General features: G+C 69.4%; 10 protein-coding genes. 9 read left to right on the plus strand and 1 reads right to left on the minus strand.

Features of this window, described 5'->3' with window-relative positions:
* Positions 1-437 precede the first annotated feature (437 nt).
* From abc-f to D0D37_RS04550, 9 genes are all read left to right on the plus strand, one after another.
* Positions 438-2060: a ribosomal protection-like ABC-F family protein gene (gene abc-f, locus D0D37_RS04510; RefSeq protein WP_116199229.1), complete on the plus strand. Its 1623-nt coding sequence runs from the start codon at positions 438-440 to the stop codon at positions 2058-2060.
* Complete coding sequence (locus D0D37_RS04515; RefSeq protein ID WP_116199230.1) at positions 2057-3673, plus strand: ABC-F family ATP-binding cassette domain-containing protein; 1617 nt, start codon at positions 2057-2059, stop codon at positions 3671-3673. The genes abc-f and D0D37_RS04515 overlap by 4 nt, the downstream gene beginning before the upstream one ends.
* Positions 3674-3752: 79 nt before the next feature.
* Positions 3753-4880: a serine hydrolase domain-containing protein gene (locus D0D37_RS04520; RefSeq protein ID WP_116199231.1), complete on the plus strand. Its 1128-nt coding sequence runs from the start codon at positions 3753-3755 to the stop codon at positions 4878-4880.
* Between the two features lie 63 nt (positions 4881-4943).
* Positions 4944-6098, plus strand: coding sequence for an SPFH domain-containing protein (locus tag D0D37_RS04525; RefSeq protein ID WP_116199232.1), 1155 nt, complete (start codon positions 4944-4946; stop codon positions 6096-6098).
* 25 nt (positions 6099-6123) lie between these two features.
* The gene (locus D0D37_RS04530) at positions 6124-7257 is read left to right on the plus strand and encodes a TFIIB-type zinc ribbon-containing protein (RefSeq protein WP_116199233.1); all 1134 of its coding nucleotides are present in this window, start codon (positions 6124-6126) and stop codon (positions 7255-7257) included.
* Positions 7258-7430: 173 nt separating this feature from the next.
* The gene (locus D0D37_RS04535) at positions 7431-8531 is read left to right on the plus strand and encodes a methyltransferase (protein ID WP_116199234.1); all 1101 of its coding nucleotides are present in this window, start codon (positions 7431-7433) and stop codon (positions 8529-8531) included.
* A gap of 63 nt (positions 8532-8594) precedes the next feature.
* Positions 8595-9863 (plus strand): sensor histidine kinase, encoded by a 1269-nt coding sequence (locus D0D37_RS04540; RefSeq protein WP_116199235.1) that lies wholly within the window; start codon positions 8595-8597, stop codon positions 9861-9863.
* Between the two features lie 216 nt (positions 9864-10079).
* Positions 10080-10457, plus strand: a complete 378-nt coding sequence (locus D0D37_RS04545; RefSeq protein WP_116199236.1) for a helix-turn-helix domain-containing protein — start codon at positions 10080-10082, stop codon at positions 10455-10457.
* Between the two features lie 164 nt (positions 10458-10621).
* On the plus strand, positions 10622-12511 hold the full coding sequence (locus D0D37_RS04550) for a tetratricopeptide repeat protein (RefSeq protein WP_162834077.1): 1890 nt from the start codon (positions 10622-10624) through the stop codon (positions 12509-12511).
* 221 nt (positions 12512-12732) lie between these two features.
* Here D0D37_RS04550 and D0D37_RS04555 read toward each other — a convergent pair whose 3' ends face one another.
* Positions 12733-13947: a hypothetical protein gene (locus tag D0D37_RS04555; protein ID WP_116199285.1), complete on the minus strand. Its 1215-nt coding sequence runs from the start codon at positions 13945-13947 to the stop codon at positions 12733-12735.
* Positions 13948-14065: the final 118 nt, after the last annotated feature.

Here is a 14065-nt window from a genome sequence, read left to right on the forward strand (position 1 = left end):
CTGGGGAGCTGATCGGAGCCGACCAGCTCGGCCCCGGCATAAAACTAGAGCGCTGCTAGCCGCCGGGCCACAGTGGAACTCGGATGCGCTTCGTCCGCTTCCTGGTATCCTGGCCGACGGACAGCAGACTCGATCCAAGAGGATTCCTATCGTGGTGGGTGAAGACGACATCTCCGGGTGAGCCCGGGGCACGGGCCATTACGGCACCGGCCCCTCGCTGATCCCTGCGCGGCTCCCAGACCGCGCGTGGAGGTTCCCCGTGCCGGTCACACGACCCACGGGCTGCGAGGCACCCCGACCCCAGGCAGGCGCGAGCGCGCCGCCGCTCCAGGTCGGACGAAGCCCGGGAACGGGCAGGTCGCGGATGGCCCTACCCAAGTCGTCCACACCAACACCAGCAGGACCACACTCCTGCCGATCCACCGCGAGGCCGCACCATGTCCGATCTTCGTATTGTCCTGTCCGGGATTTCCTTCTCCTGGCCCGACGACACCCTCGTCTTCGACCAGCTTTCCGCCACTTTCCCCGCTGGCCGGACGGGTCTCGTCGCGCCCAACGGGGCCGGGAAGTCCACTCTTCTGAAGCTCATCGCCGGGCAGCTCAAACCCGCGGCGGGCAGTGTCGGCGTCGACGGGGTTCTCGGGTATCTCCCCCAGGACCTGCCGCTCACCGCCGACCGCACGGTTGCCGAGGTGCTCGGCATCGACGCGATCCTCAAGGCCATCACGGCCGTCGAGGAGGGGGACGCGGCCGAAGCGCACTTCACCGCGATCGGCGCGGACTGGGACATCGAGGACCGCACCCGGGCGCAGCTGGACCGGCTCGGGCTGGGCGATCTCGCGCTCGACCGGCTGCTCGGCACGCTCAGCGGCGGCCAGGTCGTCTCCCTCGGGCTCGCCGCGCAGCTGTTGCGCGGCCCGGACGTCCTGCTGCTCGACGAACCCACCAACAACCTCGACCAGACCGCCCGCCAGCAGCTCTACGACGTGCTTTCCGACTGGTCCGGCTGTCTCGTCGTGGTCAGCCACGACCGCGCGCTGCTCGATCGGATGGACCGGATCGCGGAGCTTGGCGCGGACGAAATCCGGTTCTACGGCGGCAATTTCACCGAATACGAAGAGACCGTGCGGGCCGAACGCGAGGTCGCGGAGAAGAATATCCGCAACGCCGAACAAGAGGTCAAACGCGAGAAGCGCGAAATGCAGCAGGCTCGGGAACGCGCGGCGAAACGGGCCAGCAACGCGCAGCGGAATCTGTCCAACGCCGGGTTGCCGAAAATCTTCGCGGGCACGATGAAGCGCAACGCGCAGGAGTCCGCGGGGAAGGCGGACGGGACGCACGCGGCGCGGGTCAGCGCGGCGAAGGCCAAGCTCGACCAGGCGGAACGGTCGCTGCGGGAGGATCAGAAGATCAGTCTGGAGCTGCCCAAGACCGCGGTTCCGGCGGGGCGGACGTTGTTTGACGGCAAGCATCTTCGGGTGCGCGAGCTGTTCGCGGGCGAGGGCGCGGACCTGTCGATCCGGGGTCCGGAAAGGATCGCGCTCACCGGACCGAACGGCGTCGGCAAGTCGACGTTGCTGCGACTGATGCACGGCACGCTCACGCCGGACGCGGGCGAGATCAGCCGGGCGGACGGACGGATCGCGTATCTGTCGCAGCGGCTCGATTTGCTGGATTCCGAACGCACGGTCGCGGAGAATCTTGCCGACGCGGCACCGGAAATGCTTCCTGCGGACAGGATGAATCTGTTGGCGCGCTTCCTGTTTCGCGGCGCGCGGGCGCACTTGCCGGTCGGGGTGCTGTCCGGCGGCGAACGACTGCGCGCGACGCTCGCGTGTGTCCTGTTCGCCGAGCCTGCCCCGCAACTGCTGCTGCTCGACGAGCCGACGAACAACCTCGACCTGGTCAGCGCCGGCCAGCTGGAAAGCGCGCTCAACGCCTACCAGGGCGGGTTCGTGGTGGTCAGCCACGACGAGCGGTTCCTGGCCGAGATCGGCGTCGACCGCTGGCTGCGGCTGGAAAACGGCCAGCTTCGGGAGACGGCCGGGATCACGGAATGACCGCCCTGCGCGCGCACGAGATCGTGCGGGTGCTCGGGGAACGGCGCGTGCTCGACGGAGTGTCGATCACCGCCGCCCCCGGTCGCCGGATCGGGGTGATCGGCGAGAACGGCACTGGGAAAACGACGCTGCTGAGAGTGCTCGCGGGTGTGGACTCGCCGGATCGCGGCGAGGTCGAGCGGCCGTCGGATCTGGGTTTCCTGCACCAGGAAATGCCGTTCGACCCGGCCGAGACGGTCGCTGACGTCCTCGATCAAGCCCTCGCCGCGGCCCGCGAAGTGCTGGCCGAACTCGACCGGGTCGCGGCACTGCTCGCCGAAGCACCCGAGGATGCCGCACTGCTGACCGAGTACGCCGAATTGCTCGACCAGGCGCAGCAACACGAGGCGTGGGACGCGGACCGACGGGCGGAAATCGTGCTCACGGGGCTGGGACTCGCCGGGATCAACCGAGAGCGCACGCTCGGCTCGCTTTCCGGCGGTCAGCGCGGACGGCTCGCCCTGACCGGGCTGTTGGTCCGCCGTCCGTCGGCGGTGCTGCTCGACGAACCGACCAACCACCTCGACGCAGAAGCCGCCGCATTCCTCGAAGGCCAACTGCGCGAACTGCCCGGCACCGTGGTGTTCGCGAGCCACGACCGGGCGTTCCTCGACGCGGTATGCACCGACATCCTCGACCTGGACCCGGCCCGGGACGGTCCGGTGCGCCACGGCGGCACCTACACCGAATACCTCGGCTGGAAACGAGCCGAACGCGAGCGCTGGGAACGGCAGTACGTCGAGGAACAGGAAGAGCTGGAGGAACTGCGCGACACGCTCTGCGTCACCGCGCATCGGGTCGCGCCGGGCCGCCTCGCGCCGGACAACGAGAAAATGGGCCTCGGCCGCAGGTCCGGCCGGGTGCAGAACCAGATCTCCCGCCGGACCCGGGCCACCACGCGACGGCTGGACGAGCGGGAACGCACCCAGCTTCCCGCGCCCCCGCCGCCGCTCCGGTTCCGTCCCCCAGCGCTGGCCGTCGAGAACCCGCTAGAAACCCTTGTCACGCTGGACAATGTGCACCTGCCAGACCGGCTTTCCCTCGACCGGTTGGAAATCCGGCCCGACACCCGGCTGCTGGTCACCGGTCCGAACGGAGCGGGAAAGTCAACACTGCTTCTGCTCCTCGCCGGAGACCTCCCCGCAGATGGCGTAACTCGGCAGTCCGACATAAGCACCGGAATCCTCAGTCAGGACACCACTTTCGCCCGTCCGCAACGCACCGCCCGCGCCACCTATCTCGCCGCGCTCGGCCCCGAACGCGTCGCGGCAGTCCCGCTGAACTCGTTGGGACTGCTGACAAACCGCGAAGCTTCCCGGCCGGTCGGCGAGCTGTCCGTCGGGCAGCGCCGCCGCCTGGCGCTCGCGCTCCTCATCGCCGACCCGCCGCACCTGCTGCTGCTCGACGAACCGACCAACCACCTCTCCCCCACGCTGTGCGACGAACTGGAGGACGCCCTCGGTACCAGCCCGGGCGCGATCGTCGCCGCCACGCACGACCGGCGGCTGCGCGAAAACTGGACCGGGCAGGTGCTCCAGATCGAACCCGACCACCGCGTTACGCCGTTAGAGTGAGCCACACCGGGAGGATGTCCAGCGGCAAGCCCCGGCACCGACCACCCCGCGGAACATCCGCCCGCGAAGGGAACGACAGATGATGCACGAAGTCCTGCGCCGCCACGTCGACTCCGGGTTCGTCCCGGGCGCGGTCGCCCTCGTCGCGCGCGGCGACGACGTCCAGGTGACCGCGGTGGGATCTCTCGACGTCGAGGGCACCGCGCCGATGACTCGCGACTCCATCTTCCGGCTCGCCTCCATCACCAAGCCGATCACCGCGGCAGCCGTGCTGATGCTGGTCGAGGACGGCCTGTTCCACCTGGACTCACCCATCGCCGAATGGCTGCCCGAACTGGCCGACCCGATGGTCGTCCGGACGCCGCAGAGCCCAGCCGACGACGTCGTACCTGCCGAACGGCCGATCACCGTCCGCGACCTGCTGACCTTCCGCGCCGGGTACGGCTTCCCGTCGGACTTCTCGTTGCCGCAGGTCCAGGAGTTGTTCAAGGTGCAGACTGACGGCCGCGAGGTGCGGCTGCGTCCGGAGCCCGACGTTTGGCTCGCCCGGCTGGCCCGCATCCCGCTGCTGCACCAGCCCGGCGCGGCCTGGCTGTACGACACCTGCGCCGACCTGCAAGGCATCCTGATCGCCCGCGCGTCCGGCCAGTCGCTGCCGGACTTCCTCGCCGAGCGGGTGTTCGAGCCGCTCGGCATGGTCGACACCGCGTTCGAGGTTCCCGCGGCCAAACGGCACCGCTTCGCCAGCTACTACCGCGCGGGCGAGAACGGCCTGGAGCTGGCCGACGCGCCGGACGGCCAGTGGCGCGAGGTGCCGCCGTTCCCGGCCGGATCCGGCGGGTTGGCAGGCACTGCGGACGATTGGCACCGCTTTGCCCGAATGCTCCTTTCCGAGGGCGAAGGACTGCTGTCGAAGGAATCAGTCCGGCAGATGACGACCAACCACCTGACCGCGCAGCAGCGCGCGGCCAACCCGGTCTTCCTCGAAGGCCAAGGCTGGGGGTTCGGCGGCGCGGTCGACGTCGAGCCGACGCAGCCGTGGCAGGTCCCCGGCCGCTACGGCTGGGTTGGCGGCTCCGGAACCAGCGCCTACCTGACTCGCTCGACCGCCGAGGTGGCGATTCTTCTCACCCAGCGCGCGGTGGACGGGCCTGGCGGCATCCCGCAGATGCAGGACTTTTGGCGCGAGGCGGCCGCGCCGGAGTGATCCGGCGCGGGTCGCGCACTGTACTGTGGCCCGCGGGCACGAGGCAACGACGAGGGGTCAGACGTGGGCATCTTCGACAAGATCCGCGGCGAGTTCATCGACATCATCGAGTGGACCGACGACAGCCGGGACACCATTGTGTGGCGCTTCCCGCGCTACGACAACGAGATCAAGATGGGCGCCAAGCTCACCGTCCGCGAATCGCAGGCCGCGGTCTTCGTGAACGAGGGCCAGGTCGCCGACGCGTATCCGCCGGGCATGTACACGCTGCAGACGCAGAACATGCCGATCATGTCCACCCTCAAGGGCTGGAAGTACGGCTTCGACTCGCCGTTCAAGGCCGAGGTGTACTTCGTCAACACCCGGCAGTTCACCGACCTCAAATGGGGCACGCAGAACCCGGTCATCCTGCGCGACGCCGAGTTCGGCATGGTCCGGCTGCGCGCGTTCGGCGGCTACGCGATCCGCGTCGTCGAGCCGGTCGCGCTGCTGAAGGAACTCGCCGGCACCGATCCGCAGTTCCGCACCGAAGAGGTGTCGGACTACCTGCGCAGCATGGTCATCAGCAAGCTCGGCCCCGCGATCGCGGCCGCCAAGGTGCCGATGCTCGACCTGGTCACCCAGCAGGACCAGATCGCGGGCAAGATCGCAGTCGCGCTGAACCTCGAACTGCGCGAGGTCGGCATCGAGATCTCGAAGTTCATGATCGAGAACATCTCGGTGCCGCCCGAGGTCGAGGCCGCGATGGACAAGCGGACCCAGATGGGCGTGGTCGGCGACCTCGACCAGTACACGAAGTTCCAGTCCGCGAACGCGATCGAGGCGGCGGCGAACAACCAGGGCGGCGCGGGCGAGGGGCTGGGCATCGGCCTCGGCATGGCGCTCGGCCAGCGCGCGGCCGGGCCGCAGCAGCAGCCCGCCCCGCAGCAGTACCAGCAGCAGGCTCCCCAGCAATACCAGCAGCCGCAGTATCAGCAGCAGGCTCCGCCGCAGATGCCGCCGCCGCTGCCGCAGGGCGAGCAGTGGTTCATCGGCGCGAACGGCCAGCAGCTCGGTCCGTTCGACCGCTCCGGCCTCGGCCAGCAGATCTCCTCGGGCGCCCTCGGCCAGGACACGCTGGTGTGGAAGGCGGGCATGGCCCAGTGGACCCCGGCCGCGCAGGTGCCGGAGGTGTCGGCGCTGTTCGGCGCGGCCCCGCCGCCGCTGCCGCCGTCCTGAGCCGCTTCAACCTTCCGGGGGACCCATGACTGATCCACGTTCCCAGCAGGGCGGCGTGGCCAACACGACCTATCCGTGCGGCGGCTGCGGCGCGCGGCTGGAGTTCGCGCCGGGCACGACGGCCATGCAGTGTCCGTACTGCGGGTTCCGGCAGGAGATCGCCGCCGGCGACCGGGAGATCCGCGAGATCCCGTTCGCCGAGCTGGCGAACCTGGCGCGCAAGCCGGTGGGTTCGATCGGCAAGTATGTCTTCGTGTGCCAGCGATGCGCGGCGAGGACGGAAACCAACGAGACCGCCAGCATGTGCCAGTTCTGCGGCGCGCCGCTGGTCATCGATCCGGGCGCGTCCGGGCAGCTGGTGCCGGAGGGCGTGCTGCCGTTCGCGTTCGACCGTCCCGCGGTGAGCACACACCTGAAGAAGTGGACGTCTTCGCGCTGGTTCGCGCCGACCGCGCTGAAGAAGGTCACCACGGCCGAGTCCACGAAGAGCACGTACATCCCGCACTGGACGTACGACTCGCAGACCGTCTCCGTCTACACCGGTGCGCGCGGCGAGTACTACTACGTCACCGAGAGCTACTACGAGAACGGCGAGCGCAAGACGCGCGAAGTGCGCCATACGCGCTGGTACCCGGCGCGCGGACGGGTCGCGCGGAATTTCGACGACGTCCTGGTGCCGGCGAGCACCCAGCTGCCGTTGCCGGAGCTGGACAAACTCGCGCCGTGGCCGCTGCTCGACTCCGCGCCGTACCAGCCGCAGTTCCTCTCCGGGCATTTCGCGCTGCGGTACGACGTCGAGCCGGAGAACGGCTTCGAAGAGGCGAAGAACCGGATGGCCCCGGTCATCGCCGACGACTGCAAGTACGACATCGGCGGCGACACCCAGCAGCTGAATTCGGTCGACACACAGCACAGCAACGTGACCTTCAAGCTGATGCTGCTGCCGGTGTGGGTCGCGACCTATGTGTACGCCGGGAAGAACTGGCAGATCCTCGTCAACGGCCGCACCGGCGAGATCCACGGCCAGCGTCCGTGGAGCAAGGTCAAGATCGCCGTCGCGGTGGTGCTCGCGCTGATCGTGATCGCGGCGATCGTCTACTTCGTCGCGATGAAGGGCCACAGCACGGGCACGACCCACCATTCCGTTACGCACCACTGAATTTTCCAGGGAAGTGATGTTCCATGCTGATGGGCATGGTTCTCGGCGACCGCTGCTCCCGCGCTTCGCGGGAGCACGCGGGTTCGCCACTGTCTTGACCGGCGGGAATCCTCGCCCGCTCTCCGCGAAGCGTCGACGGCTGACTGGCCCTTCGACCCTTCCCGGGAGCATTAATGTCCACCGTCCAGTGGACCGAAAACGGAACCCACCACACCGCCCGTTGGCATTCCGAAAACGGAACTCTGCCGCCGGGCCGCATTGTCGTCGTCGATGATCGGCTGACCGCTGCCGCGGCGCTGCGTTATGCCCGCGCTGGCACCGGAATGCTGTGGCGCGGCGACTTTCCCAACGCACGACAGCTCGTCCGCGCCATGGACCGACGGCTCCCGCAGCGTTCGGGTTCTTTCGCCGAGGTGCGTTCAGCACGCTCGGAACGCGCGACGCTGCTGGGGAAAGTCCTGGTCTCCGTCGAGGACGACCATTCGCTGCGCCTCCGCCGAGCCCCTGACGTCCGAGCCGCCTGCGAGCACGCGTTCGGCGGTTTACCCGGCACGTTGCTCTCGTTGCGTGAGCTGCTCGGCGCCCTGAGCGCTTTTCAATGGCATCAGAAAGGCATACATATCAAGGCTTTGAACGCGCGGTTGTATCCCGCGTACAGCGTGTTCGCCCCAACACGGAGCGAATACCTTGCTCTGGTCGCGGAGGAACCGTTGCCGGGCAAGGGTTCTCCGGTCGTCTTCGATCTCGGTACCGGCACCGGTGTGCTCGCCGCGATCCTCGCCCGGCGCGGTGCCGCCGAAGTGGTGGCAACCGACCTGAACCCGCACGCCGTCCGCTGCGCACAGGACAACCTGCGGCGGCTCGGGCTGTCCGACCGGGTCCGCGTCCTCGAAGCCGACCTCTGGCCCGCCGACCGACGCGCTGACCTGGTCGTCTGCAATCCCCCCTGGCTGCCCGGAAATCCGGCTTCGGCGCTGGAACTCGGGATCTACGACGCCTCGTCGGCCATGCTGAACCGGTTCCTCGACGGCCTGCCCGAACACCTGACGCCGCACGGCGAAGGCTGGCTGATCCTGTCGGACCTCGCCGAACACCTCGGCTTGCGGACCCGGGCCGAACTGCTCGACCGGATTTCCGCGGCCGGGCTCAAAGTCGCGGGACGTCGCGAAACCACGCCAAGGCACCGACGCGCCACGGACAGTGCCGATTCCTTGCACGCGCACCGCGCCCGGGAGCGGACAATGCTGTGGCGGTTAACCATGTCCAGAGCGTGACCCGGCGTTTCCACACTGGACTACACCAATCGAATATCCTCGCCGAAGACACGGGGAGGGACGATGCCCGGACCGGGTTTTGCCGTACCACGCCGGGAATTCGTGCGGACGCTGCTGCATCGCGGCAGCCCGCCGGAGCGGCCGGACGCGGAAGAGGACCTCGCCGCGGTCGGAGACGCGACGCTGGCCCGCGCCGCGCGGTACTGGGTCGTCGTCCCGGTCGCCTACCGGATCGCCGCGTTCGTGAAGGTGTTCATCGGGTTCGCCGCGGCCAACGGCAGCACCGGACTGGTTCCGGTGCTGCCCGCGGCCGCGCTGGGCGTCGCCGCGAACGCCGCGTTCCTGTGGTGGCTGCTGCGTTCCGGCGGGCTGCCCGCGCGGCGCACGCGACGGGTGCTCACCGTGGATCTCTGCGCGGGGCTCGTGCTGAACCTGCTGATCGCCGTGCTCGCGCCGGACTCGGTGCAGCCGTTCGCGATCGACGTCACCTGGACGTGGCTGGTCGGCTCGGTGGCGATGTGGGCCGGGACGTCCGGGCTGCCCGCGGCGTTGCTGCTGCTCGCCGCGGCCGTCCCAGTGCGCGTCCTGCTGACCGTGGCGGGCGGGCTGCGGCTGGACAACCCGCTCGCGATCAACCGGTCGATCGGCTGCCTGGTCGCGCTGGCCGTGTCGATCGTGGTGGCGTGCGGGATCCTGGTGCTGCTTGGCGTCGGCACGCGGTTCGCGCTCGACATCGGCCTGCGCCGCGGCCAGGAAGCCGAACGCAGGCGCACTCAGCGGTTGCTGCACGACAGCGTGCTGCAGACGCTGGAAGCGCTCGCGATCGCCCCTTCCGACGACGCCGACCACGCCGCCGAACGGCTCGCCCAGCTGCGCTCGGTCGCGCACGCCGAGGCGGCCGAACTCCGCCGGAGCATCACCGAGCCGATCGAACCGCGCACGAGACGCGGTTTCGTGGTCGAACTGGCCGACGTCGCGGCCGATATGGCCCGCGAAGGCCTGCGCACCCAGCTCGTAGCCGCCGACTTCGCCGACGACGACCGCCTTTCCGCTGACCGGCGCACCGCGATGTGCGAGGCGGTGCGGGAAGCGTTGCGCAACACGGTGAAACACGCCGGGACCAGCCGAGTCGTGCTCCGGGTGGAGGAACGCGACGGCGGGACCGCAGTGGTCGCGCGAGACCAAGGCCGCGGCTTCGACGTGCGCGAACGGGGGCCGGGGTTCGGCATCCGCCAGTCGATCGAAGCCCGGCTGGCGGAGGTCGGGGGAACCGGGCAGGTGGAATCGACGCCGGGACACGGGACCCGGGTCACTCTTTGGGTGCCGCACTGAGCGCTGGACGGCGGATTCTTCTCTGAATCAGCGAAACTGTTACGTTTTCCAGAGTAATCAGCACGCTTGAAGATTGTTCTTGTGAGGCGCTTGCGTCATCATTTGCGGACAAACAACCTGCCGCGCATGCACCACGTTCGTAGCTTCACATTCCGGTTTCGCGAGGCTGATAATGGAGGGTCGCGCACGACGACGCCCAGCCGCGGGAGCGCTTGCATGGACACGCCGGACGAGGCACGCACGAGTCGGACCGAGCGGAACCGCCGGATGCTCGAATCCTGGCGGGCCGGCGCGTCGATCACCGAGATCGCCAGGGAACACGGGCTGTCGCTCAGCTGGACCGGACGCTTGCTGCGCCAGGAAGGCGCTGTTCTGCCGGAAATCCGCCAAGGCGTGCGGCGTGAACTTGACGTACCGCGAATAGTCCGCGAGTACGAGTCAGGATCTACTATTCAGAGCATCGCGGACGCGCATCAGGCGTCCTACGGGACCATTCGTCGCTTGCTGCTGCGGGAAAGAGTCACCATCCGCCCACATGGCGGGCAGAACGCTCTCGATCGGCGCAAGACCGGCAATACCGAGCGTCACCCCTGATTTCCCTTTCAGGTGGGTGACTCGCACCTCGTTCCGGTTCCTTTCGTCGCCCGAAACAGGTAAGGAGGAATAATCGGGGGTGTGGAATGACTGAAGCACGGCCAGGGGCAGCGACGTCCGACAGACCTGTGCGAGCGCCGGTCCAGCTTCCGCCCGCACCGCCCGTGCTCCTCGGCCGAGGCCAGGAATTGGCCCGGCTGGACGAACTCCGCGTCCGGTCCGCCCCGGCCCCGTCGGTCGTCGTGCTCACCGGCGTAGGCGGGATCGGCAAAACAGCCCTCGCCCTGCATTGGCTGCACGCCCAGCGCCACCGATTCCCCGACGGCATCCTGTGCACGAGATTTTCCACCGGAGAAACGGAAACCGCGGAATCCGCGAGCGGAGCACTGCACGGTTTCCTGACCGCACTGGGCATTCCGGCCGACGACATCCCCGCCTCGTTCGCCCAGCGAGCCGCCGAATTCCGTGCGGTGACAGCGGATCGCCGGTTCGCCGTGCTGCTCGACGACGTCGTGCACAGCGCCGACGCCCGCGCCGTGCTGCCGTCCAGCCCGCACGCGCTCGTGCTCGTCACCAGCCGGTCCCAGCTGACCAGTCTCGCGCTGGACGGCGCGGAAATCCTTCCGCTCAGCCCGCTTCCGGACCAGCCCGCCCGCGAGGTGCTCGCCCGCGCCGGGCAACGGCAGATCAGCCAGGAGGACGCGCAAGACCTGCTGACCGCCTGCGCCGGTCTCCCGCTGGCGCTCGCCATCACCGGCGCGAGGCTCCGCGTCCGGCCGAGACGCAAGCCGCACCAGGAAGCCCGCCGCGGACGCGTCCGCCCGGCCGGAGGTTTCCCCGCGCTCGCAACGGTTTTCGACGCCTCGTACGCCGCCCTCGACGACTCGGCGGCCCGGCTCTACCGAACCTGCGGCATCCTGCCCGGCCCGCATCACGCCGTCGACGCGCTCGCCGACACCCTCCAGAGTTCGCCCGCCCATCTGGACGACGCCGTCGACGAACTGATCGAAGCCAACCTCCTCCACGAACTGGAGGACGAAACCGTGGCACAGCACGACGTCGTCCGCCATGACGCCCGCGTGCGCGCGGAACGCCAGGACGCCGAGGTCGACCGGGACTATCTCGTGCACCGCTACACCCGGTGGTACCGCGACCAGACCGTCACCGCGAGCGCGCTCATCCATCCGTTCCGGCCGACGTTCGCGTCCGAAACCGTTGCGGCGACCGGGTCTTTCGCCGATCGGGACCACGCGGTGAACTGGTGGCGACGGGATCGGTCAGTCATCAACGCCGTCGCGAAAGCCGCCTCGGCCCACGGCTGGGACGAAGAACTGTGGCAGCTCGCCGAAGCCTCGTGGGGATTCTTCTTGCACCACCGGGATTACGAGCCGTTCCTGGAGCTGTGCACGGCCGGGATCGAGGCGGCCCGGCGGTGCGGAGAGCCGCTGGTGGAAGCCCGGATGCACAGCCAGGCCGGTTTCGTCTGCGACCAGCTCGGCCGTTACGCCGAAGCGGCCGCGCACAACGCCGTCACCCTCGAAATCGGCGAGAGGGAACAGCACGGCCCGACCCAGGCCTCCGCGCTGGCCCGGCTCGCCAGGGACGCGCGAAGACAGCAAGAGTGGGAAGCCGCGCTTGAGCTGTACGAGCGCAGCGCGCGGAAACACGCCGAAGTCGGGCTCCCGCGAGGAGTCGGACAGGCCCGCTATCGCCGCGGCGAGGTCCTCGTCAAGCTGGGGCGCGACGACGAAGCACTGCGCGAGCTGACCGAAGCCACTGCCATTCTGGACGAAGAAGGCGACGTCGCCCAGCACGCGCGTGCTGTCCTCCCGCTCGCCGCGATCCACGCCCGGCGGGGCGACTACCGCCGGGCGCGCGCTGAACTCCGGCATGCGCTCGAAGGCGTCGAACGGCTCCAGTCACCGCATTTCCAGGCCGAGGTCCTCACCGCGCTCGCCGACCTCGAACGCGGCGACGGCGACGAGGCAAGCGCCCAGCGCCATCTCGACGAGGCTCGCCGACTCATCGGGGATTCCGGCGAGCCGCCGCACTGACCACACCGCCCCGCCCGGCCAGCACACCGCCGCGGCGATCGCCCCCGGCCATTCCGCTCGCAGCTCGTCAGCCTCGCACTTCGCCGCGCCGCTGGCCCGGTTCCGGACCACGACGTCCGCGCTGGCCGCCTGCCAAGGTCCGGCCCGATCCACGTCGGCGACCAGCACCGGCGTCGCGCGACGGCCGGGCAGCGCGAGCCGGACGCTCGCGACGCCGGGGGTCACGCGTCCCACCGAGGCAACGGCCGGGGCATCGCCGGCAACGGCGGATACGCCGGCGTGTTCGGTTCGGACAACTCCAGCAGCCGGTACATCGCCGATCGCAAGATCCCCGCCGAGCAGTCGATCCTCGTGCTGACGACCGGCAACACCTCCGCCGCGAGCCTGGGAGCCGCGGCGATCGCGGCCTCCTCCTGACGTTCGAGCGGCTGGTCCAGATCCAACGGCTCCGAACGCGCGCGCACGAGGTCCGCGACGCTTCCCGCTCGCGCTTGTCCGTCCGGCAGCGAGGCGAGCGTCACCGGCCTCCCCAGGGCGGCCGCGTAGCCCGTGGTCGAGCCGTGGTCGCCGATCACCCAGTCCGCCGCGAGCATCGTCGCCTGCCATCCCTGTTCGGGCGGGAGCACGCGAAGACCCCGGCACCCGTCGAGCCAGGCGGCGACCTGACGCCTCCCGTGCACCGCCCAGACGTTCGGATGCAGCACCGCCGCCACCGCGTATCGGTCGTCCGGCAACGCGTTCACGATCGCCTCGGGCAACTTGGGAACGCGGCCGAATGCGGAGTCAGTGAACCAGGTCGAACTCAGCACCACGAGCCGCCGCGATCCGACGCCAAGCGCCCGCCGGTATCGCTCCCGCAAGCCGCTCGCCGCCCGCATCCCGTCGAGGCAGAGGTCACCGGCCACGACCGCCGCCGGCAGCGCCTCCGGGCACCGCTCCCGCAGCACGCCGACCTCCGATTCGGTGGAGAGGCCCAGCACCGCCGGAAGCACCCGTCCGCGAAAGGTGAGCAACTCCCGGTCCAGTCCGGTCGTCTCGACCGTCGCGCTGCCCGCCTTGCGGCTGAACCGGCGCGGCCGGACCTGCCCGATTCCGTGCCCGATCAGCATCAGCGGCCCGCGCACCTGGTCGATCTGCCGGTGGCACGCCGCCAGCACCAGGTCGAACCGGTGCGCCACCGCCTGCTCCCAGGGCAGCAACAGCCCGTGCTGCGCCCGCACGTACTCCTCGACCCCGGCCCACCGGTCGGTGCTGTGCGGCACGGTGAACATCACCTGCACCCGCAGATCCCGTTCGAGCAGCGAGATCAGCTCGAACAGCCGCGTCCCCGCCGTCACCGTCGGAACGACCGCCAGCACGGTGCGGCAGCCCGGCCGCGTCACCCGCGAAGCGGCGTCGAGACCGATCGGACCGCGGACCCATACGTCGTGCGCCATCTTCATCCCCTCCGTCCAGAACCACATCGACGAGCCGAGGCTGCGGCGCGGTTCTGACCGGACGCTTCCCGCCGCTGGACACAAAGCGGACCGAAACCGGACAAGACAATTCCCCGGA

The sequence above is a fragment of the Amycolatopsis circi genome, assembly GCF_003385235.1.
GTDB classification, from domain to species: Bacteria; Actinomycetota; Actinomycetes; order Mycobacteriales; family Pseudonocardiaceae; genus Amycolatopsis; species Amycolatopsis circi.